This is a genomic window from Bacillus sp. FJAT-27251 (genome assembly GCF_001273925.1).
Taxonomy (GTDB): Bacteria; Bacillota; Bacilli; order Bacillales; family Cytobacillaceae; genus Mesobacillus_B.
This window is the reverse complement of record NZ_LIGG01000001.1, coordinates 314,756-339,515: the sequence shown is the minus strand read 5'-3', so window position 1 is coordinate 339,515 and position 24,760 is coordinate 314,756. Positions and strand designations below refer to the sequence as shown.

The 24,760-nt window shown below is 48.7% G+C and carries 19 protein-coding genes; 10 read left to right on the top strand and 9 right to left on the bottom strand.

Annotated elements, in window-relative coordinates:
- Positions 1 to 88 precede the first annotated feature (88 nt).
- A complete protein-coding gene (locus ADU22_RS01650) occupies positions 89 to 3,400 on the top strand; it encodes an Ig-like domain-containing protein (protein ID WP_053360599.1) in 3,312 nt (1,103 codons plus the stop codon).
- 103 nt (positions 3,401 to 3,503) lie between these two features.
- On the opposite strand, the gene ADU22_RS01645 is transcribed toward ADU22_RS01650, so the two are convergent.
- Together ADU22_RS01645 and ADU22_RS01640 are read right to left on the bottom strand one after the other, a co-directional pair.
- The gene (locus tag ADU22_RS01645; RefSeq protein WP_053360598.1) at positions 3,504 to 4,541 is read right to left on the bottom strand and encodes an LCP family protein; all 1,038 of its coding nucleotides are present in this window, start codon (positions 4,539 to 4,541) and stop codon (positions 3,504 to 3,506) included.
- A 110-nt stretch (positions 4,542 to 4,651) separates the two neighbouring features.
- Positions 4,652 to 5,290 carry a YigZ family protein gene (locus tag ADU22_RS01640; RefSeq protein WP_053360597.1) on the bottom strand — a complete coding sequence of 213 codons (639 nt, stop codon included), beginning with the start codon at positions 5,288 to 5,290 and terminating at the stop codon, positions 4,652 to 4,654.
- A 267-nt stretch (positions 5,291 to 5,557) separates the two neighbouring features.
- Here ADU22_RS01640 and ADU22_RS01635 point away from each other — a divergent pair, with 267 nt between their 5' ends.
- From ADU22_RS01635 to ADU22_RS01605, 7 genes are all read left to right on the top strand, one after another.
- Positions 5,558 to 6,700, top strand: a complete 1,143-nt coding sequence (locus tag ADU22_RS01635; RefSeq protein ID WP_053360596.1) for a sensor histidine kinase — start codon at positions 5,558 to 5,560, stop codon at positions 6,698 to 6,700.
- A gap of 76 nt (positions 6,701 to 6,776) precedes the next feature.
- A complete protein-coding gene (locus tag ADU22_RS01630; protein ID WP_053360595.1) occupies positions 6,777 to 7,463 on the top strand; it encodes a response regulator in 687 nt (228 codons plus the stop codon).
- A gap of 197 nt (positions 7,464 to 7,660) precedes the next feature.
- Entirely contained in the window at positions 7,661 to 8,500 is an 840-nt protein-coding gene (locus ADU22_RS01625; RefSeq protein WP_053360594.1) for a DegV family protein, read from the top strand.
- A gap of 123 nt (positions 8,501 to 8,623) precedes the next feature.
- A complete protein-coding gene (locus ADU22_RS01620) occupies positions 8,624 to 10,120 on the top strand; it encodes an ATP-dependent helicase ComFA (protein WP_053360593.1) in 1,497 nt (498 codons plus the stop codon).
- The gene (locus ADU22_RS01615; RefSeq protein ID WP_053360592.1) at positions 10,121 to 10,834 is read left to right on the top strand and encodes a ComFC family protein; all 714 of its coding nucleotides are present in this window, start codon (positions 10,121 to 10,123) and stop codon (positions 10,832 to 10,834) included.
- Between the two features lie 197 nt (positions 10,835 to 11,031).
- The gene (gene hpf, locus ADU22_RS01610) at positions 11,032 to 11,577 is read left to right on the top strand and encodes a ribosome hibernation-promoting factor, HPF/YfiA family (RefSeq protein ID WP_053360591.1); all 546 of its coding nucleotides are present in this window, start codon (positions 11,032 to 11,034) and stop codon (positions 11,575 to 11,577) included.
- A 196-nt stretch (positions 11,578 to 11,773) separates the two neighbouring features.
- Positions 11,774 to 12,625, top strand: coding sequence for a DUF1028 domain-containing protein (locus tag ADU22_RS01605; RefSeq protein ID WP_053360590.1), 852 nt, complete (start codon positions 11,774 to 11,776; stop codon positions 12,623 to 12,625).
- A gap of 75 nt (positions 12,626 to 12,700) precedes the next feature.
- Here the strand turns inward: ADU22_RS01605 and ADU22_RS01600 are convergent, their stop codons facing one another.
- The 7 genes from ADU22_RS01600 to ADU22_RS01575 form a co-directional block, all read right to left on the bottom strand.
- A complete protein-coding gene (locus ADU22_RS01600) occupies positions 12,701 to 14,710 on the bottom strand; it encodes a cytochrome c3 family protein (RefSeq protein ID WP_053360589.1) in 2,010 nt (669 codons plus the stop codon).
- A complete protein-coding gene (locus ADU22_RS24500; RefSeq protein ID WP_156324290.1) occupies positions 14,691 to 14,828 on the bottom strand; it encodes a hypothetical protein in 138 nt (45 codons plus the stop codon). Before ADU22_RS24500 ends, ADU22_RS01600 begins: the two co-directional genes overlap by 20 nt.
- A 114-nt stretch (positions 14,829 to 14,942) precedes the next feature.
- The gene (locus tag ADU22_RS01595) at positions 14,943 to 16,022 is read right to left on the bottom strand and encodes a cytochrome c3 family protein (RefSeq protein ID WP_053360588.1); all 1,080 of its coding nucleotides are present in this window, start codon (positions 16,020 to 16,022) and stop codon (positions 14,943 to 14,945) included.
- A gap of 98 nt (positions 16,023 to 16,120) precedes the next feature.
- Positions 16,121 to 17,098, bottom strand: a complete 978-nt coding sequence (locus ADU22_RS01590) for a 6-bladed beta-propeller (RefSeq protein WP_231687826.1) — start codon at positions 17,096 to 17,098, stop codon at positions 16,121 to 16,123.
- Positions 17,099 to 17,103: 5 nt separating this feature from the next.
- Positions 17,104 to 17,793, bottom strand: a complete 690-nt coding sequence (locus ADU22_RS01585) for a tetratricopeptide repeat protein (RefSeq protein ID WP_053360586.1) — start codon at positions 17,791 to 17,793, stop codon at positions 17,104 to 17,106.
- A gap of 87 nt (positions 17,794 to 17,880) precedes the next feature.
- Positions 17,881 to 19,062, bottom strand: a complete 1,182-nt coding sequence (locus ADU22_RS01580) for a NapC/NirT family cytochrome c (RefSeq protein WP_231687825.1) — start codon at positions 19,060 to 19,062, stop codon at positions 17,881 to 17,883.
- Positions 19,063 to 19,085: 23 nt separating this feature from the next.
- Positions 19,086 to 20,429, bottom strand: a complete 1,344-nt coding sequence (locus ADU22_RS01575) for a NapC/NirT family cytochrome c (protein ID WP_156324289.1) — start codon at positions 20,427 to 20,429, stop codon at positions 19,086 to 19,088.
- Positions 20,430 to 20,995: 566 nt separating this feature from the next.
- On the opposite strand from ADU22_RS01575, the gene secA reads away from it, so the two are divergent.
- Both secA and prfB read left to right on the top strand, forming a co-directional pair.
- A complete protein-coding gene (gene secA, locus ADU22_RS01570) occupies positions 20,996 to 23,503 on the top strand; it encodes a preprotein translocase subunit SecA (protein ID WP_053360584.1) in 2,508 nt (835 codons plus the stop codon).
- Positions 23,504 to 23,619: 116 nt separating this feature from the next.
- Positions 23,620 to 24,721 (top strand): peptide chain release factor 2 gene (gene prfB, locus ADU22_RS01565; RefSeq protein ID WP_156324288.1). Its coding sequence is split into 2 segments (ribosomal slippage): positions 23,620 to 23,691 and positions 23,693 to 24,721, totalling 1,101 coding nucleotides; the frame shifts between segments, so codons are not numbered across the junction.
- The last annotated feature ends 39 nt before the right edge of the window (positions 24,722 to 24,760 follow it).

Below are 24,760 nucleotides of genomic sequence, written 5' to 3'. Positions count from 1 at the left end.
CAGTTTATTTATTCAAATAACATTTACAATATATATAAGTTGGAAGTATGATTATTTACAATAAATACTATTTTTATAAGGGGTCAAAATGAGAAATACTGGTAAAAGTTTCCTGTTACTTGTCGTTCTAACACTCGTTGGCAGTATTCTTCCATCAGTAGAAAGCGCTGAAGCATCCACTTACAGTAGGGTTACAGAAATAACAAAGGAAAGAACGGAGCATTCCCGAACGTTCAGGAACTCCAATTTATCTGAAACCATCGATGTGTTTCCGCTTTCTGTTTATGAAAAAAATGAATTTGGTCAGTATGTTCCAACTGAATTATCACAAAGGATTGGCCAAATCAAATTTGTTACGAATAATGAAAGCGCTCCAGAAACGCTGGGCCAATACGTGCTGCCGGTCGGGATTAATGAGCAGGGGGCTTACAGGGCCTATCTTAATTTTAAAGATGCTTTGCCCAGCCTGGAAAACAAGCTGATTGTTAGTGCCAAACTGCAACTTTATGAGATGGGAAACACCAGCCAGCCTGGCTATTATGATCCTCAGCATAAAGATGCCTCTTATTCCATACACCGTGTGCTTGAAGGTTGGGATTCGAGCTTACTTACATGGGACAATCAGCCTGCTATAAGCGCCGAGTCAGCGGTCCACCAGACAGACTTGAAATATGCGGAAAGTGCAAGGTTCGTATGGGATGTCACAAGACTGGTAACAGAATGGTACAAAGACCCCTCATCAAGTCACGGAATTGCCATCAAGGCTGCAGATGAAACCGTTGAAGGGAGCTTTCGCTCTTTTTACATGAACGATACCAATTTTAATTATCTTCCTGTGCTTCAGATAACCTATCAAAATATGGATATACGATTGAACGGAAGCGGATATGGTTACGGTGAAAGCAGCGGGGAAGGCCATGTTGATCTCCAGTGGTTTCCAGTTTTTGGAGCGGAAGGCTACAAAGTGCTTATGTTCAATGGGAACGGTTATGATGAGTTTGATGCTGGAAACACGACTAGCTGGTCAACAAGGGGGATGAATATTTGGCCGACGCCTGAACAGATTTCCAAAGGGCAATTCGGGCTTCGCCTTGATAAAAGCGGAGGTCACTTAGCCGATAATCCAAAAGCATTGTATGATCATTTAGGTGTAAAGGACAGAAATCCCCACAGCTACTATTTTCGCATTCTGGCCTATAACGAGCACGGTTCCGCTGTAAGTGATGAGGTTGCTGTAAGCATACCGGATCAGACAGCTCCCACTCCACCTTCAAATGTGCTTGTAAATGAGCTTTTAAGCGACTTTACTATTAGTTGGGATGCTTCCGTTGACGACCGGTCGGGCATCAAAGGGTATCAGGTGACTCTTGAGACCGGGAACACCGAAAATAAACGAATCATGACTCGCAGCACGGGTGATACTAAAATTAAATTTGATGAAACTGATCTTGAAATTGGAATGCCTTATAAAATCCATGTGAGAGCAGTTGATGCCTACGGAAACTATTCAAAGGAAACTGTAATCGATGCAACACCGAGGGAATTAAGAAGTTTAAAACTAAAAGGTTATTCGATACCGGAGTCGCCAGATGTGTCAGGCATCCCCCACCTTCGACTGATCGTAACAAATGAAGGAGTGGAGGAATGGAATTCGGCAAACGGGTATGAAATTCGAGTGGAAGGTCTCCCGGTCAGCCAGAGATTTGAACTTGAAGAAGCAGTTAAAACAGGGGAAGAAAAGACGTTTGAAATTAAGCTGGAAGGCGAAAAACCGCTAGGACCCGTTCCGATAAAGCTGGGAATCTACCATAATAAAACAGGCTGGGTGGGGGAGGCAGCGGAACGCCTTGTGACTTTTAAGGACGGATTCAACCCTGAAGTGAAGGTCTCAACGCCTGGATCCTACCAGGAACTTGCTGTAGATGTACTCATCAACGGTGAAATCAACGACTACCAAATGAAAAGCTACACGCTTTTATATGGTATCGGTGCAGCCCCTGAAGAGTGGCAGGAAATCGGGAGGTTTGAACATACAGGCGGTGCCTTCAGCTATACCTGGAATACTAGAGGAATCCCGGCGGGAAGCTATACACTTAGGGTTCTCGCTGAAGACACATCAGGTAATGACACGACCGTTGACCGTATTGTTTCTATCAATCTTCCGCCTATGAAACCTCTTGTGTCCGCAGTAAGTGATGCAGCTGGAGCCGTTTCCGGGACGGCAGAAGCCGGAGCCACGATTAAGGTGACAAAGAGCGGGACCCTTATTGGTAGTGGAGTCACGGGGTTAAGCGGAATCTTTTCAGTGAAAATTCCGCTTCAGACAGCCGGAGCGGTTCTGGAAGTTACGGCGGTAAACCAATATGGCAATACAAGCTTGCCGCAAAAGGTGACTGTAATCGATAAAACCCCGCCTCCAGTACCAAAAGTCAATGTAGTGGCAGATAATGCCACAGTGGTAACAGGAACAGCGGAAAAGGGAGCGACAGTGAAGGTCGTAAAGGGAACCACAACATTGGGTTCTGCAGCGGTAAAAACGGACGGCACCTACGCGGTAACCATTCCAAAACAGCCAGCGGGGACGGTCCTTGTTGTGACTGCTGCCGATAAAGCCCTGAATGTAAGTGGTACCGTAAAAACAACGGTCGTGGATAAAACCCCGCCTCCAATACCAAAAGTAAATGCAGTAGCAGACAATGCCACAGTGGTAACAGGAACGGCGGAAAAGGGAGCCACAGTGAAAGTCGCAAAGGGAACCACAACACTTGGCACCGCAGCTGTAAAAACGGACGGAACCTATGCAGTAACCATACCAAAACAACCAGCCGGTACCGTCCTTGTTGTGACAGCGGCTGATAAAGCTCTAAATGTAAGCGGTGCGGCAAAAATAACGGTCGTGGATAAAMCCCCGCCGCCCGCTCCCAAATTGAATGCTGTAGCAAACACGTCTACGAGCGTCACTGGCACCGCCGAGAAGTATGCAACCATTAAAATCATGAAGGGTTCCACAGTCATCGCAACCACAACGGCTGGGTCTGATGGCAAATTTTCTGCTGCAATAGCAAAGCAAACTGCTGGGACCATCCTTTCCGTTTCAGCGACAGATAAGGCTAAGAATGTTAGCGGTGTAACAAAAACAACAGTATTGGACAGAATTGCACCGGCCATTCCGACTGTATATGCCGTCTATTCCTACCATACAAGTGTCAAAGGGAAGGCAGAGCCGTCCTCTAGTGTAACTGTTAAAAAAGGCACATCCGTCCTTGGAACAGGCCAAACGGATACCAAGGGGAATTTCACCGTTAAAATTGCAAAACAGAAAAAAGGTATCGTCCTGTCCGTCACGGCGAAAGACAAAGCAGGAAACGTAAGCAAGGCAAGGAGTATTACTGTACGCTAAAAAAGAAACGAACCATTCCGATTATGGTTCGTTTCTTTTTTTCATTAACGCCTGCGTGTTTAACCTTACCAATAAAGGGTAACCCAATAAAAAACCCCCTTCTCTAGTAAGAAGGGGAGGTTGTATCGCTGCTCACGCCGTCGGTGGCTCCTGATTCGGTGCCCAGCATGGTTTCTGGCTCGAGGCCAAGATGGACTTTTAATTCATGTTTTGTTGCTTCCAGCTCGGTTTCGTCCAGCTGGTAGTAATACACGCCGTTAATTTTTGAGTCATAGCCGGCAAGGTTCAGGGTTTCGGCCTGAAGGTTGGTTCCGGCAACAGCGTAATTAATGAAGGAAATCATTTCTTCAAAGCGAAGGTCGGTGGTCATGTTGTCGCCGATCGCTTCCATTACGTCGGTGTAATTGTTCACGGATTTGACGGATGCCGCTTTGCTGATGACTGCCTTGATAATTTCCTGCTGGCGTTTGCCGCGCTCGATATCGTTGTCGAGCTTGCGTGTTCTCGCCAGGGCCAGCGCTTCTTCGCCGTTCAGGGTCTGCAACCCTTCCTGCAACGTAATCGCTCCGGCCTTATCTTTTGAATCCTGTTCTGTGAACGTATAAGGGACATTGACTTTGATGCCGTTTAGCGCATCGATCACATCAATGAAAGCATTGAAATTCATTTTTACATAATAGTCCACTGGTACATCCAGGAGGTTCTCGACGGTGTCAAGGGTCTCCGGCACGCCGCCGTAGGCATGGGCGTGGTTGATTTTATCGTTGAAGCCTTTTCCCGGAATGTAGACATAGGAGTCACGGGGAATGCTCAGTAATTTGACCGATTTTTTATCTTTGTTGAAGGTGGCCAGCATCAGTGCGTCTGTACGGGAATTCGCATCGTACTTGCGCTTTTGGCTGTCATCGACTCCGATGAAAAGCACGGAAATATTCTCTTCGAATGGATTCACGGCCCGTTTGCCGTCCCGGTCGATCGGCTGGTACGATTTGGTGATGACAGACTCCGCTTTGCTGTATAGATGGGCCCCATAGGCCGCAACACTTAACATGACCAATAGGAACGGAAGAACAATCCAGCGGAAGACTCTTTTTCTCTTCTTCTTTTTATGATGCATATCTGAACGTCTAATTGCGGACATGGCAATCTCCTTCTCTATGATACTCGTTTTCTATAAAGGTAGTACAATTAACCTATCCTCCATTTTACAATTTTTTCTCTTATCCGTAAATCGAATTTTTTGGTAATCCTTCAGCCGGAATATATTTCCTCCTGGTAAAGCTGCTCTCCTGCGGTGATTTCCCCCTGACCATTCGTCATCTCCACCATCCAGGCGGTAAAATGGTCTGTTTGGCCGTCTTCCACAAAGGTTTCAATCTCCACTTTATCAAGGTAATGTATCTCTTTTATTGAATAGACTGAAGAGCGCAGTTCGTTTTCGACTTTTCCAAGCAGAGTATAATCAATGGTGGTATGCATGACCCGCATCAGTTTGCGCTCCACGATACCTGTCGCGTTCAATCCTTCTGACGTGGCTTTCCCGTAGGCACGGATCAAACCGCCGGCACCGAGCTTGATGCCGCCAAAATAGCGGGTGACCACGACCACGGTGTCTTTCAGCTTTCTTTTCTTCAGCACTTCAAGTATGGGTACTCCGGCGGTGCCGCTCGGTTCACCGTCATCGTTGGCTTTCTGGATCTGGTCATGCTCACCAATCAGGTACGCGGAGCAATTATGGGTGGCATCCCAGTGCTTCTTTTTGATGTTCTGGATGAACTCCTGGGCCTCCTGCTCGGTTTCAGCGCGGTCGACAAAGGCAATGAACCTTGATTTTTGAATGTTGATTTCGTGTTCGCCATAGCTTTTTACTGTATAATAATGAGAGAGCATAACAAATGCCCCTTTCTATGAAAAGATAGGTTTGTGCATTTTTTTAAAATTGCATTTCATGGGCCGTCCCTATTGCTGAAAAAACCAGCAATGTCCCTTCTATTATAATTGTACAGGGTCCTTAGGACAAATGGTGATGGAATGTAATTAAACTTTAATATAAGTAAAAACAGAGAATGATATAATAGGGGATATTATCAAATCAGATAAGCAATCCTTTTGTTCAGGCTGACGAAAACAATGGCTTCCATGGAGGAATGAAGAGGGATGGCGTTAAGAAAACTGGATGCTTCGGCACTTGATCATATATTACAGACGATGATTGATACCGTGGATGACAGCAAGAAGGAAATCTTCCACATTGGAGAGCAGTGCCGCAATGATTATGAAACCATTATTTCGGAGCTCGGCGAAGTCAAAAGGCTGAGCAAAAAGATTGTCGAGGACGGGGACAAGCTTGAGGTCCAGGTCCGGTTTGCCAGGAAACGGCTATCCGAAGTGAGCAAGCATTTTAAGGATTATACGGAAATAGAGGTGCGGCAGGCATACGAGGCTGCCCACAAGATGCAGATGGAGCTGACGATGAACCGGCAGCTCGAAAAGCAGCTGAAGGAACGCCGTGACGACCTGGAGCGAAGGCTGGGCGGCCTTGGGGAAACGATTGACCGGGCCGGGCATCTTGTTTCGCAGATTTCGGTGGTCATGAATTATATGATGAGCGATATCCGCCAAATGGGGGAAGCGCTGGAATCCGCGCAGCAAAAGCAGGATTTCGGGCTGAAAATCATCGAGGCCCAGGAAGAAGAACGGAAAAAGCTGTCCCGGGAAATCCATGACGGTCCTGCCCAAATGCTGGCCAATGTGATGATGCGTTCCGACCTGATTGAAAAGATCTACAAAGAGCGCAGCGGGGAAGAAGCAATGGCCGAGATCCGCAGCCTCAAGACGATGGTCCGGTCGGCCTTGTATGAGGTCAGGAGGATCATTTATGACCTTCGTCCAATGGCGCTTGATGATCTTGGGCTTGTGCCTACCCTCAGAAAGTATTTGCTGACCATCGAAGAATATCATAAAACGACAAAAATAGAGTTTAGCAACAGCGGCGATGAGGAGCGGCTGCCAACCAAGTATGAAGTGGCGCTGTTTAGAATGATCCAGGAGTCGGTCCAGAATGCTTTGAAGCATGCCGAGGCCACATTGATCCAGGTCAAGCTGGAAATCATGAATGACCATATCACCGTTGTGATCAAGGACAATGGCAAGGGTTTTGATACAAGCCAGAAAAAATTGCAGTCTTTCGGCATTTTGGGAATGAAAGAGCGGGTCGAACTCCTGGAAGGGGAGGTTTCCATTGATTCGCGGATTGGCAGCGGGACGCTTGTGCTTATCCAGGTGCCGCTGAACAGATAGTGAGACGCAGAACAGAAGCCTGCTTCTGTTCTCTCAATAGATGAACAAAGGTGAACAGTGACAAGGAGGGCATTTCATGGCAACGAAAATCATCATTATTGATGACCATCAATTATTCAGGGAAGGGGTAAAGCGGATTCTCGATTTTGAAAATTCGTTTGAGGTTGTCGCCGAGGGAGACGACGGCAGCGAAGTGGTAAATCTATATGAGCAGCACCAGCCTGATGTGATTATCATGGACATCAATATGCCAAATGTGAACGGTGTCGATGCGACCCGGCATTTGGTGGAGAAATATCCGGAAGCGAAAGTCATCATCCTTTCGATCCATGATGATGAAAACTATGTGACCCATGCACTTAAGACCGGTGCGACAGGGTATCTTTTAAAAGAAATGGATGCCGATGCGCTCATCAATGCGGTCAAGGTGGTTGCCGATGGCGGGTCCTACCTCCATCCGAAGGTGACGCATAATCTTGTGAAGGAATACAGACGCCTGTCAATGGGCGAAGGCGGTTCCGGAAATGGAAACACCCAGGTGATTGAAATCCGCCGTCCGCTTCACTTGCTGACAAGGCGCGAGTGCGAAGTCCTCCAGCTGCTGGCAGACGGAAAAAGCAACCGGGCCATTGGCGAAGCGCTGTTCATCAGTGAAAAAACGGTTAAAAACCATGTCAGCAACATCCTGCAGAAAATGAGTGTGAATGACCGTACCCAGGCTGTGGTCGTCGCCATCAAAAACGGCTGGGTGGAAGTGAAGTAAGCCAGGATACATACAATCAGCAAGGCACATTTGCTTACCGAAGCGAATGTGCCTTATTCTTTTCCGGTAAAATAATGCAATTTAAACCAGATTCATATAAAATGGGGATTGTACATATGAATAGGAAAACGGAATCGTCCGTCTGCAGCCAGACAAATAAATAGATCTTTCTATATAAAAGGCAGGTAATGCTTAACATGAAAACAGCCGTTGTTACGGATAGTACTGCATACATCCCCAAAGAACTCCGCGAGAAGCACAATATCCGCATGATTCCGCTCAGCGTCATTTTTGGAAATGAATCCTATCGTGAAGAAATGGATATCACCGCAGCTCAATTTTATGAAGAATTGAAGACCCGGGACCTGCCGACCACATCCCAGCCGCCGACCGGCCAGTTCGTCGAGCTGTTTGAGGAGTTGGGCAAGGAGTACGACGCCGTCATCACCGTTCATCTATCGAGCGGAATCAGCGGAACCTACCAGGGAGCTGTAGCTGCTGCCGAGATGGTCGAGGGCGTCAAAGTCTACCCGTTTGACTCCGAAATCAGCTGCATGCCGCAGGGGTTTTATGCGCTCGAAGCAGCTGAAATGGCAGCGGAAGGACGTCCGGCGGAAGAGATTATGGCCCGCCTTGAGGAAATGAAGCAAACGATGCGCGCCTATATCATGGTGGACGACCTCAGCCATCTGCAGCGCGGCGGCCGGCTGTCCGGAGCCCAGGCCTTCATAGGCAGTCTGTTGAAGGTAAAGCCGATTCTCCACTTTGTTGATAAAAAGATCGAACCGTTCGAAAAGGTGCGCACCAACAAAAAAGCGCTCAACCGCGTTGCCGAGTTATTGGCTGCCGATGCGAGCAGTGGAGGAGATTATCGTGCGGTTGTGATCCACGCGAATTGCGAGGAAACCGCCAGGGAATGGAAGGCGGAGCTTGAAGCTCAGCTCCCTAACGTCGAATTCATGCTAAGCTACTTCGGCCCTGTCGTCGGCACCCACCTTGGCGAAGGTTCGCTTGGATTGGGCTGGTATAAAAAATAAGGAATATTGATTTGTAGAAACGCCATTTTCGTGAGAGCGGGAATGGCGTTTTTTTAAAAGGCTGTCAAAGTCGGCAAAGGAGGAAACCGTCATGCTGTATCTCCAAAAATGGAGGAATCCGCAATGAGATTTGCCCTGGTAGACGAAAAACTTGTCCCCAAGCCATTGCTTCCCACCGTTCATCCCACTTACCCCATCTCCAAAATCGATTCATCTTGCACACTACAACTCAATTCTGCTTATGACTTTAATCCCAGTCTTCAAACCTATCTTTCCGGCAAGCAGCTTCTGCTGGATGAACTTCCGTTTCCTCTCGCCGAAATCCAGGAACACTATGAAAATGGCTATCTTATCTATCGTCAAGGAATCCTTTTAAAAGGAAAGTCGTGTCAATGCGCCCGCTGCGGTACCACTGATGCCCGCTGGTTCTCTGCCTTTCCCTGTGCCCGCTGCGGAGAAAATTGCCTGTACTGCCGCCAATGCCTGATGATGGGCAGGGTGAGCAGCTGTTCGGCGCTGGTAAGCTGGACAGGGCCTGAACCGAAGGCAGATACCGAGCACCGTCCCCTCCTTGACTGGAATGGCACCCTGTCTCCCGGACAAGCTGCAGCATCTGCCAAAACGGTTGCGGCCATCAGCCAATCCTCCGAGCTCCTGATCTGGGCTGTCTGCGGGGCCGGCAAGACCGAGGTCCTTTTTAAGGGGATTGAACACTCCCTGCAGCAGGGCGGCCGTGTCTGCATTGCCACGCCCAGAACCGATGTCGTCCTTGAGCTCACTCCGAGGCTGAAGGCAGCCTTTCCCTGCATCATGGTCGCGTCCCTCTATGGAGGCAGCGAAGACCGCCATCTCCATGCTCCTTTAACCATTGCGACAACACACCAGCTGCTCCGTTTCTACCAGGCGTTCCATACCGTGATTGTCGATGAAGTCGACGCCTTTCCGTTCAGTGCCGACAAGACCCTCCAGCATGCCGTCCAGCAGGCGAGAAAGCCTGGATCCGCACTTGTTTACCTAACAGCTACTCCCAACCGGATATGGCAGCGGGAATGCCTTCAGGGGAAACGTGCTTACGTGACGATTCCGGCCAGGTATCACCGCCATCCGCTTCCTGTGCCGGCGTTTGCCTGGTGCGGAAACTGGGAGAAGAAGGTATTGAAAAACACCCTGCCGCAAAACGTACTCTCCTGGATTAAACACCGCTTGAATGCAGGCAAGCAGATCCTGCTGTTTGCCCCTAAAATTGCTTCAATGGAAAAAATCCTCCCCATACTTCGAAAGCTTCACCCCGGCATCGAAAGTGTCCACGCTGAAGACCCCGAGCGGAAAGGGAAAGTGACAAAGATGCGGAACAGGGAGATTCCGCTGCTTTTAACCACGACCATCCTGGAAAGAGGCGTTACCTTCCCGAACATTGATGTTGGCGTACTTGGGGCGGAGGATGGGATTTTCACCGAAAGTGCCCTCGTGCAAATTGCCGGGCGTGCTGGCAGAAGTGCTTCCTTTCCTGGAGGAGAGGTTGTCTTTTTCCATTACGGAAAAACAGAAGCAATGGTGCGGGCGCGCAGCCAAATCATTGGGATGAACAGGGAAGGTGCGAGAAAGGGGCTGCTTGACTGAATGAACTTGTTTGCCGGAGAATATTGCCTGCTATGCGATGCGGAGGTGGGGCATGAAACGAGCTGGAGCAGTGTATTTTTGCGCAGCACCCGGACTCAGGTGTGCCAGGTTTGCCGGAAAAAATTGAAGCTCCTTGAGGGGGAGCTGTGCAAGCGCTGCAGCCGGGTGCTGGAGCCTGGATACAGAGACGGAAGTGTTTGTTATGACTGTGTCCGCTGGGAGAATGAACCGGAATGGCAGGGGCTGCTTTCTTTTAATGCCTCCATTTACCACTATAACGGCTTTTTAAAAGAGGTGATTGCCACATTCAAATACCGGGGCGATTATGTGCTGGCGATGGCTTTTTCCACGTGTTTGCGCGAGAAGATCCTGGGCGCTGAGGCCGACCTCCTTGTACCCGTTCCTTTAAGCGAAGAAAGGCTGTATGAAAGAGGCTTCAACCAGTCGGAAGCGCTGATTGCTGCTGCAGGTGGAGAACCTGTCCATCTGCTTTCCCGTGTGCATGGGGAGAAGCAGTCGAAGAAGATGCGTGCCGACCGGATCCATCTGCCGCAGGTATTCCAGATTATACCTGATATGGCAGAGCAAATTCAGGGTAAAAGGATTGTACTGGTCGATGATATTTACACCACCGGGTCGACCCTGAGGCATGCGGCAAAGTTGCTGAAGGCCCACGGAGCGGAAAGTGTCTGTTCTGTGACGCTTGCAAGGTAGCAAAATACAAGTTGAAAATGGTGATTTACGACAAAAATCGCGGTGTATCAACGTTTTTCGACCCATGTTTATAAGGTTTTTACTATGACGACAAAGAAAACTTCACGAATTCGTCAAATCTTTTCCCTGTTAAGGCAGGACTAATTTAGGGTAATATAGAAGTATAAATACATAGTATTTTAAAGGAGGAATCGCTTATGAATTACAACATTCGTGGTGAAAATATTGAAGTAACTCCCGCTATCAGAGAGTATGTCGAAAAGAAGGTATCCAAGCTGGAGCGTTATTTCACAGAATCACCAAATGCAAGCGTAAGCGTGAACCTGAAAGTTTATCAAGACAAGAAATCCAAAGTGGAAATTACCATTCCAATGAAGAACCTGGTCCTTCGCGCTGAAGAACTCCACGAGGACATGTATGCGGCGATCGACCTAATTACCGATAAATTGGAGCGTCAAATCCGCAAGCATAAAACAAAAGTAAACCGCAAATTCCGCGGCCAGGACAGCATCAAGGACGTCGGCCCAATCTTCACCGAAGATGAGACGGTTTCCGAAGAAGAGGATTTAGAAGTGGTCCGCACGAAGAGCTTCGACCTGAAGCCAATGGACAGCGAAGAAGCCATCCTGCAGATGAACCTGCTCGGCCACAGCTTCTACGTCTTCCAAAACGCTGATACAAACAGCACAAACGTAGTTTACAAGCGCAAAGACGGCCGCTACGGCTTGATCGAAGCCCAATAATTTTAAAATACAAACCCCGACCCGCAGCCTTTCTCACGGCTGCGGGTTTTTATTGTATAATACCGGTAATGGAAAGAGTTCGATAATACAGAAAACGGCGTTGGAGGTCAATGTGACCGGGATTAATGGATATCATAATTTCCGGTCACAATGAAACAGCATACTAACTGAATTTATAAGAAGGGGGAGCAGAAATATGACATTTTCAATCGTTGGTTACGATCCGGAAGAAAAAGAGTGGGGAATCGCGGTCCAATCCAAGTTTCTCGGCGTCGGTGCGGTTGTGCCGTTTGCGAAAGCAGGAGTTGGTGCCGTCGCGACCCAATCGTATGCAAATACGGCCTATGGCCCGCGGGCGCTCGAGCTGATGGCTGAAGGAAAGTCGGCTTCGGAAGTGATGGAGCTCATTACCAAGGACGACCTCGACAAGGAAATGCGCCAGGTCGGCCTCATCGATGCCAGCGGCCAGCCGGCGACATATACAGGTACATACTGCTATGACTGGGCAGGAGGAGTGGTTGGCCAACACTTTGCTGCCCAGGGGAATATTCTCGTTGGCGAAGATACGGTAAAGGCAATGGCAGATACTTTCACTTCCACACAAGGCAGTCTGGCGAAGCGGCTGCTTGCGGCTCTGGACGCAGGCCAGGAAGCAGGGGGAGACAGTAGAGGGCAACAGTCTGCCGCACTTCTTGTTGTAAAGGAGAAGGGCGGCTACGGCGGCTATAATGACCGTTACATCGACCTGCGAGTCGACGACCATCACCAGCCAATAAAGGAGCTCATTCGCCTGTACGGCATGCAGCAGCTCTATTTCGCGCCTTCCAAGCCGGAAAACATTGTCGCCATCGAAGGAGAGGTAAGGGAAGAGGTCATCAAGCATCTTCAGCGCCTTGGGTACTTAAACGCAGAGCCGGCAAACGGGGAAGAACTTCACAAAGCTTTCACATCCTATCTGCACACCGAAAACTTTGAAGAACGCGAGCAGGAAACAGGGAAGATTGATTTGGACGTGCTGGAGTTCATGAAGAATCAGAAAAGCAGGTAATGGATATTCCGTGCTTTCTGGACATGCTTTTAATAATGAAAGACACCTATCCGCAAAAATAGGTGTCTTTTAAAATTATGGACCTTCGTCAGTCGGAGCGTCTTTCGCTTGTTCTGGGTCTGGTGGTGTTTGTTTTTGAGCTTCCACTTCCGGCTCTGTTGCTTCACTCTTTATTTCTGTTTCCGCCCCTGTTGCTTCTCCAGGTATCCCAGCATCCGATTCCTGCTCAATGATAGGCTCAAGCTTCAGCTTTTTAGGGGCATGGGCGGCGCTGCGCATTTGCTCTTTCACATCACTCCCGGTACCGTGGCAGGATGAACATGAGACTGTTTCGTCCTGATGTTCCTTGAATTCTTTGCTGTATGCCGGGTTTTTCCCGTATAATTCTGTACCGCCATTATGGCAATTCAGACAAAAACTCCGTTCATTTTGAATGGTCCACCCGGTGCCGGTTGTCCTGTATTTATCTTTATCTGGGACCGGCGCATTTCCGAGGTTTTCCTTCAGCATCTTCAAATTATTGGAGCCGTGTGTCTCATGGCAGTCGGCACACGCCAGCTGTCCTTTTAACGGAGTTCCATCTTCAGCGGAGATGTTGTGGCCGGACTCTTCCAGTAAGGCGGATTCTTTGTAATACTTACTGATATCCACTGCCTTGCTGCCATTATGGCATTGCAGGCAGAGGGAGAAGTCGGCAGCGATTCCCGTTGCGGTGCCTTGCTTCTTGTAGGCCGTTGCCGGATGGTTTGCCAGCTTATTCGGATTATCTTTGTCCCAGCCTGTGTGCGGGTTATGGCAGGTCGTACATGAATACGTCGCCTCCAGGCCCCCGCTATAGGTAAAATGCTGATTGGAAGCATCGGCATGGTCCGGCATTGGGGCGCCGCCTGTTCCATCATGGCAAGCCATGCAAAGGTTCTTGGCAGTGTCGGCTCCATATTTTCCTCCCAGCAGTTTAGGGTCATTGCCAATATGGGTACTGTGGCAGTTGGCACACGAGTTGGTATTATTGCTGAAGTTGCCATGTATTTCGTGGGACGGGACCTTAGGTGCTGTTGTGAACTTGAAAAAGCGCTGAAAAATCCGTCCCTTTCCGTCGTTCGTAATGGCCGGGTTGATAAAGACATAATAAGTAGTGCTGTAATCCAGCGCCTCAGTTGGTGTAAATACAATGCGGTAGATTCCGTCTTTCTTCACTGGAAGCAGTCCCAGGGCTCTTTCTTTGCTTGAGATCGTTTTGCCGGCGGGCGACAACAGAATCAATGATTCTTCCGGAAAGATGAGTGTTCCGCTCTCCTTCACAAGGACTTCAATGGAGGAATCTACTGGCACCCCTGTCATATCTTCGGCAGGCATGGAGCGGCTTCTGTTAGATTCACCTCCAGGGAGAATATTCATTTCGAATGCATAAGGCCTCAGTACTTGCACTGTCTGCTCGTTGGTTTCGTCCTTTTCTTCTTCGGTGCCCTCTGTGGTTTCAGGTGTTGTCCCCAAGTCCGTTTCGCCTGCTTCCTTAACTTCGGCGCCTGCTACCTTATCTTCAGCGTCGTTCTCCTTTTCTGGAACTGTTGTCGCTTCCTCTTCCGTTACTGCGGGTGCCGGTTCGTTGTCCGCGCCCGCTGCAGGCTCCTCCTGATCTGGGGAAGGTGTTACCGTTGCCTGGACAGTAAAGGTGTGGGGAATTTCCGCTTTGTTCGAGGACTCATCTTCCAGGACCAATAAAATGGTGTGCTGGCCATCCGCAAATTCCTTGGAGAAAGACCATTCAGCATACCCATCCTTATACACAAGGTCGAGTTGGCCTTCATTTGTAATCGCCACAGGTTCTGCAGGTTCCTCCTGTACCTCGTAAATGTTGAAGGTCAATGATTCAGGCGGTGTTCTTCCAGCGGATATTAAACCGGCAAACTCTGCTTTTGCTGAGTCGAATGCCGCTTCCTCCTTTGGAGAGTGAATCTCGATGAGAAGGTCACCTGGAGCGGAAAGGGCCTTCGTAGCAGGGAAATAATACAGGAATGAACTAAAAGAGAGGCAGCAAATGACGAAGTATGAGATGATTTTCTGGCTATAGTTCGTCTTTTTCAAGAGTGTTCATCCTCTTCTTTTTATTAGGCCCGCTTAAAATAGTAAGCCAGCTCTTTATTTCGATTATATCAACCGCTAAAACGGTAATAATCAGTGGGATAGGAAGATTCTTTGACATTTTCAAAGCCTGCTGAAATAATGAAAACAAGGCAGTAATAATCACTATTACTACCTTGTTTAAAAGCATTCACTTTTGTTGGCTATCCAGTAGTGGCGCTATTGGGTAGCTTTTTTATCTAATTCCGGATTTTCCTTTGAACTGCATAATCGGGTTGCCGAATCTGTCTGTAGCTGGCGTCAGGTATTTGGAAGCCGGCTGCTGCGTATCCAAAGCATGGGAAGTCTGGTGGCAGGACCAGCAAACCGCCATGTTGGTGTATTTCTTCAGGGAAGAACCGGCAGCACTAACATCCTTCATATACTCTTTCGCCTGGGCTTCTGACCAGCCTTGGGCTACCTTGTCAGCAACGGTTTCGCCTAATGTATCCTTCATCAGAGTAACATCTGTACCATGCGCATAGTGGCAGCTTGCACAGTTGCGGCCAGCAGAAGAGCTGTTTGTCGTATGCGAGAAATGGCCGCTAAATTGTGACTCGTTTCCGCTGCTTGCCAGATAATCATCATGGCAAGTGGAGCAGAATTTAGAATAGTTTTGTTTATCTGTATTTCCTTTTGGACCGATGGACTTGGTAATTTTCAAACCTGATGTTGTAGTCATGGCATTAATCTCGGCGTATGCAGGATCAGGAGTCAGCTCAAGTGTAATAGCCTTTGTGCCTTTTGCCAGGCCGGCGTACAAGCCTGCTTGCTTGCCTGCTGCTACAACGCTTTCTTTCAATAACCTGTCATTGACGGATCCATGCGGATTATGGCAGGAAGAACAAGTCAATTCAGTATCGATTGTATGCGTAGCGCCTGGAGCGGCACCAAGGGKGATGCCTGATTTTACATTGTGCATTGAAGAGCTGTCATGCGTGTCGTTGAATGTACCAGCACCAGCACCTTGGCCTAAAACATTATAGAAGCCCATTGTGCCATCGTGGCAGGACAAACACATGTCATATTCTGAATTCTGGAACTTCAGCAAAGTGTCTGTATCCCCCTGGTGCGTGCTGTGGCAGTTCGCGCAGGAGTTGGTATTGTTCTGGAAGTTGCCATGCGTTCTGTGCAGATTTTGGTTTCCTTCACTGTCGATAGTTCCGACATTGATACCTGGCGCAGGGAAATCCCCCTCAGCCAAGGCCCCCGTGCTGAACATGCCCAATAAAAGAAGCATGAAGACAGCAGTCAAGCCAATTCTTAATTTACCCATTTTACAAACCTCCCTGAAACTTCTCTTTTTTCTCTATTTCTCTATGAAACTGCTCTTGGCCTTAATTTTGGGCAACACCTCCTTTAAGGAAGAAAGAATCAATAATAAACGGCAACCCTTTGGTTGACTGTGTCGGTCACATAGAGGGTGTCGCGGTCGTCAATGAACAGGCCATTAGGGAGGTAAAGGCTGCCATTTTCCGTACCCATTCCGCCCAGCACATGCATCTGGGTTCCTTCCTGGTCATAGGCGTAAATATTATGTGACAGATTGTTAACCACATAGACGATGCCCTTCGAGTCCACTGCTACGCCGCGCGGGTTCAGGAATAGCGGGGCGCCGGTGCCATCCTTGGAACCGTTGATGATTTTCACGAACTTGCCGCTCTTGTCGAACACCTGGACTCTGTTATTTCCGGAGTCGGTCACATAAATTTGCCCTTCCTTATCGATGGTCACAGCGTTGGGGGCAATGAATTGGCCTTCTTCCGCTCCAGCTCCGCCGATTTCCATCTCCAACTCGCCATCCAGGGTAAAGATGAACAGCTTATTGGCCTTGATATCGGTCACGTATAATTTTTCATCGAAAATCCTGAGGCCTCCCGGGGAGGATAGGACCTTGTCATCTGCCTTTTCTTCGAAATAGCGGAGGAACTTGCCTTTTGAATCAAAAATGGAAATATTGCCATTGTACAGGTCGGCTACATAGACATCGCCATCCTTGTCCCCGGCGATGCCATAAGGGAATCTGAATTGCCCTTCCTCGCTTCCGTCTTCGCCAAACTGGAAGATGGGTGTGCCTGCCTGGTCAAACACCTGGACTTGCCTGTTGCTGGTGTCACTGACATAGACAAACTCGCCAATACGGGCAACGTCCATTGGCTTGGACAGCGGTGTGTTGAAGTCCCCATAAAAGGCTTGGGCATATTCCGGCGGTCCGCTGCGGTCCACGGCCGCAATAATCGGTTTCACGTTTCCTTCCAGATCCAGCAAGGAGATGCCAGTGAAAAGGGCAGCTGACAGTACGGCAATCGAACCCATGGTTAGATAGACATTTCTTTTCTTCAAGGGAATCATCTCCTTTATTCTTTGCTATCCGTTTTCGCCGCTAGCCTGTCCAGCCCATCGGAAGCAGGTTTGTAGAGCGGGTCGAAAGTGAGGACTTCCTTGAACAGCTTTTCCGCTTCTTCGGTCTTGCCCTGGTCCTCAGCTACTCTGGCGATTTCGTTGATAATATCCGTATTGGTTGGCACAAGCGCCAAAGCTTCTCCGAGTGCCTTGTTGGCGTCTTCATACATTTGCAGTTCACGGTACACCATGCCTGTCAGCAAATGGCTTCTGTAATCGCGGGGCGAGATTTCCACTGTTCTTTTGGATTCGATGAGGGCGTCATTAAATCGTCCCTCGGCGATGTAGACGAGTCCAAGGTTAAAATGTGCACCGAAATAATCTTTTTCAAGATCAATGGCAATTTTAAGCTGTTTAATGGCATCCTCGTTTTTCTCATTTAAATGGTAGGTATACCCCAGGTTGACACGGTGCTCGGGATTGTTCGGCTCGGCATCGACTAGTGCTTTATAGTAGGCAAGCTGTTCATTCAGCCTTTTCTGGTCGCTGTCACTCTTCCAGAAAAAGGTGTCGCTGATATAATATCCGCCGCCAAGGCAAAGAATGAGAGTCGAAAAGATTAATAGGAACGATTGAAGCTTTGTAAAATGAGTTTTATCACGCTTTGGGGTTTCTTCAATGATTGGCAGCTCTTGGGCTTCCATAAAAATCACCTCAAATTCCATTGTTTTTTTAAAAGATGCTTGTGGCTAATTTTGATAGTCATGCATCAATTGCTGCAAATCATATCATTATGGCTTTTCTTCCCGGTGGCAGCTTTCACATTTTGGTTCCGCATGGCAGGTATAGCAGGTTTGCGTCAATTTTTGGTCCGTGCTGATTGGCACAGGATGTCGCTGGCGCCATTTTTTATTTTGGCTGTGCGTGCTAGGGTGGCAGGAAGCGCAATACACATTGCTGGTACTGGTTGGTGTCGTTGTTGCATTGGCTGATTTTTTGACGTCATGGCAGGCCATGCAGCTTTCCTGGTTCTTTTCAGCAAGTGTTCCGTGATTTGAAATGAATTTCTTGTCGTGGCTGTCCGGCCGGACCTCGTGGCAGTCGATGCAGAAAGTATTCTCCTTGGCATAGTTGAGATGGTTCTTGGCAGCCTGTTTATTGTCCTGTTTCAGGTATTTGTCAATTGGGGAAATCTCTTCATAGCCTTTTAGCGGCTCATCCGACATATCCTTATGGCAGTCATTGCAGCTTGCCAAATCTTCTTTTGCATCAAGACCGTGCTTTAAGGCAAAGCTGTCCTCCTTATGGGTTTCAGGCACCATTCCCGTCGTATGGCAAGCGCTGCACTCGGTCGTGATTTTGCGGGCTTTGTGGCAATCCATGCATGTATCCATATCCGGTTTCACATACTTAGGGTCCGACATGGCCAGCTGTCCTGTTTTATCGTCCCATTTGGCATAATCGGCCTGGAAGGTCATCTTTCGGTCGGCAATTTTCCCGTGGGCTACGCCGCTGTGGCACTGGATGCAGCTGATTCCCTCGTCCTTATGCCGGTCATGGGGAATGATCAGATCTCCGGTAACGGTGAAGTTCCGGTTATAGACGTTATGGCATTTTTCACAGGATGCATCGGTAATTTCGCTTGGCATCCGAATCGGAGCTTCATAGGTTTGCATCTTTTTCTTGATTGCCTGTTCCACCGTATCTACCTTGCTTTTGGCGATGTTTTCCGCACCAGGTTCGGTGTGGCAGTCAACACAGGCGACTTCGCTGTGGGAAGAGTTGTGCCAGGTATAAAATTCGGGTTTCATTTCATGGCAGGAAGCACAGAACTTGGAGCTTGAGGATCCTTCATGGCCGGCATAGCCGACCATGAAGAAAATTACCAGGAACAAGAGTGTCAACGCACCGAACTTGCTCCATTTTCCGCGAAAGCGGGGAGGGGCCGTGCGATTGTCATTATGTTCTTCCATCATGATCCCTCCTCAATTTCCGATTACTTTTTTAACCCTGTCCTGTGGCATTGTTCGCAATACACATCGGTTGGAGCCGTTATTTTTGCATTTTCAAGCGGTTTGGCTTCATCATGGCAGACAAAGCATTCGCCTTTCTGCTGTTTCGTTTTTGCTTTGTCCGCGTGTGCTGTCAGCCATACATCAGATTCAAGGTGTCCATCAGGGCGCTGGCTGTGGCAGGAGCTGCAAAAGTTGTTTTCGCGGGACTCGGCCTTTGCAACTGCTGGGTCCGGGTTGTACTTTGTCCGGCTTGCCCCGGCATCAATAAGGCTGACAATTTCTTCTTTCTGGAAATGTTTGATCCATTTGGAATCCTGGTGGCAGTCCATGCATTCGTTCAGCTTTTGGATCGCCGAGGTGCCATGGTCCTGCTTCCAGTCTTTTTCCTGGTGATTGTCCGGGATTCCTACTTCCATATGGCAGGTGGAACAGTCCATGGAAATTTTGACATCTTCTGTCTGCTTGCCTAGAGCCTGCAAGATGACCCCTTGTACTTTCTTCCTGTCTTCAGCTGCTTGTTCTTCCTCAGTAAGGGCTGCGATTTCAGCCGCTTCCGCATGGCCCTCATCGCTCTTGCCGTGCCCGTCCTTATGCGGATTCTCAGGCAGGCTGTACTGGATGTCCTCCCATGGACGGTCGCCTTTGTTGACTTTGTCATGGCAGTCGATGCAGGTTCCCATGTTTGGCCTCATATATTCGTTTTTCACCAGCTTTTCAGTGTTTTCAAGCGACCAGTAATCGAGGTCTTTTTGGGTATTAAGGCCGCGTTCGACCACCTTGGCATGGGCGACTCCGCTATGGCAGGTGATGCAGGGGATATCTTCCTTAATATGTTCGCTATGGTTGACAATCAGGTCACCGGTGGCGGAAACGAGCCGGTTCTCCGAGTGGCACTGTATGCAGCTTTCGTTGGTCACGGGCACCGTCTGGACAATTGGGTCTGGCGGGCCGACCACGTGGTAATAGACTTCTTTTAATGAATGGACTTTATGGGTGACGAGATTGACCACACCAGGCTCTATATGGCATTGGGTGCATTTGATTTCGCTGTGGGCGCTGGCTTCGAATGTGACAAACTCCGGAGACATCTCGTGGCACCAGGAACAAAATTGAGGTGACGAGGTAAAGGCGATCGCTCCCCACATTGTTCCTGACAGAGCGACGACGGCAAATAAACTTGCAAACAGGAGCCTCCACCTGTTAACAGGATTTTTCCAGTCAATGCTGCGGAATTTCCGCCAAATTCTCCGGAATAAGCCTGGCTTCTTTTCTCTTTCTTGGTCTTCGTTCTGGCTGTTTCTCTTTTTTTTCCAGAAGGCCAACATGCTCTCCCCCTTTACGATTGGATAGGCTTTATCTATGTTTTGGTGTTCTTCCCTATAACAAAGTATCTAACATTCTCAAATTTAAGCCAATGTACATTTTGTGAATAAAATTACAAAATTAGTTAATTAACAAATCGTTCACACTTTGGTCAGAAATTCGATTAAACCCTGTTTTAATAGGTTTTATAAGTTGTTAACAGTAGTAAAGTGCAATAAATAAAAATGCATATTTATGTATCCTATATTATAAAGTTGGTAAATGGGTAAACTGCGCCTTTCATTGTTTTTAGTCCGATAGTCCCGCGTGTTTACTCAAAAGGTTGTATGCTAGGCGAATGTTCCGGCCCCGAGTGGACAACCAGGATTTTTAGGGGACGGTGCTTCTCCCGCCGCCAGCATTTGTCTTGGCGATTGGTTGTCACTCCAACGCGTAAGTGGTAAAATTAGAAACAATAAAACGGATTTTTCAGAAGGATTCGTTAGCTGGCGAATCTTTTTTCATTAGACAGACCAATTAAGCAATGCGAGAAAGCCTTCTTGGAAGAATAGATTAAAGGAGCGTCTGTATGGGGATCTTAAATAAAATTTTCGACCAGAATAAACGTGATATCAAACGCCTGACAAGGCTCGCGGAGCAAGTAGAGGCCCTGGCCGGCGGCATGGAAAAGATGACCGACGAGGAACTCAGGGGAAAGACCGCCGAGTTCCAGAACAGGTACCAGCAAGGCGAAACGACAGACGACCTGCTTGTTGAAGCATTTGCCGTAGTGCGTGAAGCAGCCCGCCGCGTGCTTGGGCTTTATCCATATAAAGTGCAGCTTATGGGGGGCATCGCCCTTCATGAAGGGAACATCTCCGAGATGAAGACCGGGGAAGGTAAAACACTGACAGCCACGCTGCCGGTTTACCTCAATGCAATTACAGGAAAAGGCGTCCACGTGGTTACGGTCAACGAATACCTTGCAAGCCGTGACGCCAACGAAATGGGCCAGCTTTATGAGTTTCTCGGCCTGACAGTCGGCCTCAACCTGACTGGAATGGACAAGGATGAAAAACAGGCGGCATACGCTGCTGACATTACTTATGGTACAAACAATGAATTCGGCTTTGACTATCTGCGCGACAACATGGTGCTGTACAGCCACCAGAAAGTCCAGCGCCCGCTCCATTATGCCGTCATCGACGAAGTGGACTCCATCCTGATTGATGAAGCGCGCACGCCGCTGATCATTTCGGGAACGGCGCAAAAAAGCGCCGCCCTGTATATTCAGGCGAATGCGTTTGTCAGGACGCTGAAAAAGGATGAAGATTACACCTATGATGAAAAAACAAAAGGTGTACAGCTGACAGAGGACGGAATCACCAAGGCGGAAAAAGCGTTTGGCATTGAAAACCTTTTTGATATCGCTCATGTAACATTGAATCACCACATCAACCAGGCTTTGAAAGCAAACACAAGCATGCATCTTGATGTCGACTATGTGGTCCAGGATGGCGAGATTATCATCGTCGACCAGTTCACCGGCCGTCTGATGAAGGGCCGCCGCTACAGTGAAGGCCTGCACCAGGCGATCGAAGCGAAGGAAGGCCTTGAAATCCAGAATGAAAGCATGACCCTTGCGACGATTACGTTCCAGAACTATTTCCGGATGTATGAAAAGCTTGCCGGGATGACGGGTACGGCCAAAACGGAAGAAGAGGAATTCCGCAACATTTATAATATGAACGTTATTGTCATTCCAACGAACAGGCCAATCGTCCGTGATGACCGTGCCGACCTGATTTATGCAACGATGGAAGGGAAATTCCGTGCAGTCGCTGAAGATATTGCCGAACGCCATGCTAAAGGCCAGCCGGTCCTTGTCGGTACGGTAGCGATTGAAACATCGGAGTTGATTTCAAGGTATCTGACGAAAAAAGGAATCAGGCATAATGTCCTGAACGCCAAGAACCATGGACGCGAAGCGGAAATCATCGCTGAAGCCGGACAGCAGGGCGCTGTGACGATTGCGACCAACATGGCCGGCCGCGGTACCGACATCAAGCTTGGCGAAGGAGTCAAGGAAGCAGGCGGACTGGCGGTTATTGGCACGGAACGCCATGAGAGCCGCCGGATTGATAACCAGCTGCGCGGACGTTCCGGGCGTCAGGGAGACCCTGGGGTTACCCAATTCTACCTGTCCATGGAAGATGAGCTGATGCGCCGCTTCGGATCGGACAATATGAAAAACATGATGGCCCGCCTTGGCATGGACGATACCCAGCCAATCCAGAGCAAGATGGTTTCCAAGGCTGTGGAATCAGCCCAGAAGCGTGTTGAGGGCAATAACTTCGATGCACGTAAGCAATTGCTTCAGTATGATGATGTTCTTCGCCAGCAGCGGGAGATCATTTACAAGCAGCGTGATGAAGTGCTTGAAGCAGAAAACCTTCGCGATATTGTGGAAAGAATGATCCAGTCAGTGCTTGAGCGCAATGTGTCCGCTCTTACTGAAGGAGAAGACAAGGAAACATGGAAGCTCGATGCGATCATCGATTTTGTCAACGGCAACCTTCTTAATGAAGGCGAACTGAAGGCAGAAGACCTCCGCGGCAAAGAGCGCGACATGATTATTGACCTGATTATGGACAAGGTCAAAGGGCGCTATAATGAAAAAGAAGAGCAGCTTGGGCCTGAGCAGATGCGCGAGTTCGAGAAAGTCATCGTCCTCCGCAGCGTGGACTCCAAGTGGATGGACCATATCGACCAGATGGACCATCTTCGCCAGGGTATCCATCTTCGCGCTTACGGCCAGATTGATCCGCTCCGTGAATACCAGCAGGAAGGATTCCTCATGTTCGAGAGCATGATTGAATCGATCGAAGCCGATGTGGCCCGCTACATCATGAAGGCGGAAATCCGCAACAACCTGCAGCGGGAGGAAGTCGCAAAAGGCCAGGCGGTCAATCCGAAGGAAGATGGCGAAAAGGTGAAGAAAAAGCCGGTCGTCAAGCAGATTGAAATTGGCCGCAATGATCCTTGCTACTGTGGAAGCGGCAAGAAATTCAAAAACTGCCATGGCAAAATGGCATAATGCATGTTAGATGAATAGAGTACAAAGAGGGCCGGCGATCTTGACGCCGTCCCTCTTTTCTTCAAAAGGTCGGAACAGGTATAATAAGACATAATTATTTTATGAGGTGAATGCATATGGAATTAGCAGATATCAGGAATGAGCTTGAAAAAACAGCCAGGAAACTGGCGGACTTCAGGGGGTCTCTTTGACCTAGAGAACAAAGAGGCGCGCATTGCCGAACTAGATGAAGTGATGCTTGCTCCAGAATTCTGGGACGACCAGCAAAAAGCGCAGGGTGTCATCAACGAATCCAACGCACTGAAAGACCAGGTGCATGTTTTTCATGACCTGTATGAAACATATGAAAATCTTGAGCTGACGTTTGAACTGGTCAAGGAAGAAAGCGATGAGGAGCTGCAAGCCGAGCTTGAAAGTGAATTGATCCAGCTCACAAAGCGCCTGAGCGAATTTGAACTCGAGCTGCTGTTAAGCGAAGAATATGATAAAAGCAATGCCATCCTTGAGCTGCACCCGGGTGCCGGCGGGACCGAGTCGCAGGACTGGGGCTCAATGCTTTTGCGCATGTACACAAGATGGGCAGAGAAAAAAGGCTTCAAGGTGGAGACGCTCGATTACCTGCCTGGAGATGAAGCCGGAATCAAGAGTGTGACCCTGTCCATCAAAGGCCATAATGCCTACGGCTATTTGAAAGCGGAAAAGGGCGTACACCGCCTTGTCCGGATTTCTCCGTTCGATTCTTCGGGACGCCGCCATACATCGTTCGTTTCCTGCGAAATCATGCCGGAACTGAACGATGATATCCAAATCGATATCCGGACCGAAGATTTAAAGATTGATACGTACCGTGCCAGCGGTGCCGGCGGACAGCATATCAACACCACGGACTCGGCCGTCCGGATCACCCACGTGCCAACAGGCGTAGTGGTGACCTGCCAGACGGAGCGTTCACAGATCAAAAACCGTGATCGCGCGATGACGTTGCTGAAAGCAAAACTTTATCAGCGCAAAATTGAAGAGCAGGAAAAGCAACTTGCCGAGATCCGCGGCGAGCAAAAGGAAATCGGCTGGGGAAGCCAAATCCGCTCTTATGTGTTCCACCCATACTCAATGGTAAAAGACCACCGCACCAACACCGAGTCCGGCAATGTCCAGGGTGTCATGGACGGCGACATTGATGCGTTTATCAATGCTTATTTACGTTCGAAGCTGGCGTAATGAAGAAAGCCCGCAACCGAAATTTTCGGTTTGTGGGCT

Bases quoted from the DNA above. Each gene is read 5' to 3' on its own strand.
- hpf (WP_053360591.1), top strand. From the start codon at position 11,032: ATGAATTACAACATTCGTGGTGAAAATATTGAAGTAACTCCCGCTATC.
- ADU22_RS01620 (WP_053360593.1), top strand. From the start codon at position 8,624: ATGAGATTTGCCCTGGTAGACGAAAAACTTGTCCCCAAGCCATTGCTT.
- ADU22_RS01640 (WP_053360597.1), bottom strand. From the start codon at position 5,290: ATGCTCTCTCATTATTATACAGTAAAAAGCTATGGCGAACACGAAATC.
- secA (WP_053360584.1), top strand. From the start codon at position 20,996: ATGGGGATCTTAAATAAAATTTTCGACCAGAATAAACGTGATATCAAA.
- ADU22_RS01575 (WP_156324289.1), bottom strand. From the start codon at position 20,429: ATGTTGGCCTTCTGGAAAAAAAAGAGAAACAGCCAGAACGAAGACCAA.
- ADU22_RS01605 (WP_053360590.1), top strand. From the start codon at position 11,774: ATGACATTTTCAATCGTTGGTTACGATCCGGAAGAAAAAGAGTGGGGA.
- ADU22_RS24500 (WP_156324290.1), bottom strand. From the start codon at position 14,828: ATGTCAAAGAATCTTCCTATCCCACTGATTATTACCGTTTTAGCGGTT.
- ADU22_RS01580 (WP_231687825.1), bottom strand. From the start codon at position 19,062: ATGGAAGAACATAATGACAATCGCACGGCCCCTCCCCGCTTTCGCGGA.
- ADU22_RS01635 (WP_053360596.1), top strand. From the start codon at position 5,558: ATGGCGTTAAGAAAACTGGATGCTTCGGCACTTGATCATATATTACAG.
- ADU22_RS01625 (WP_053360594.1), top strand. From the start codon at position 7,661: ATGAAAACAGCCGTTGTTACGGATAGTACTGCATACATCCCCAAAGAA.
- ADU22_RS01590 (WP_231687826.1), bottom strand. From the start codon at position 17,098: ATGATTCCCTTGAAGAAAAGAAATGTCTATCTAACCATGGGTTCGATT.
- ADU22_RS01645 (WP_053360598.1), bottom strand. From the start codon at position 4,541: ATGTCCGCAATTAGACGTTCAGATATGCATCATAAAAAGAAGAAGAGA.
- ADU22_RS01630 (WP_053360595.1), top strand. From the start codon at position 6,777: ATGGCAACGAAAATCATCATTATTGATGACCATCAATTATTCAGGGAA.
- ADU22_RS01585 (WP_053360586.1), bottom strand. From the start codon at position 17,793: ATGGAAGCCCAAGAGCTGCCAATCATTGAAGAAACCCCAAAGCGTGAT.
- ADU22_RS01615 (WP_053360592.1), top strand. From the start codon at position 10,121: ATGAACTTGTTTGCCGGAGAATATTGCCTGCTATGCGATGCGGAGGTG.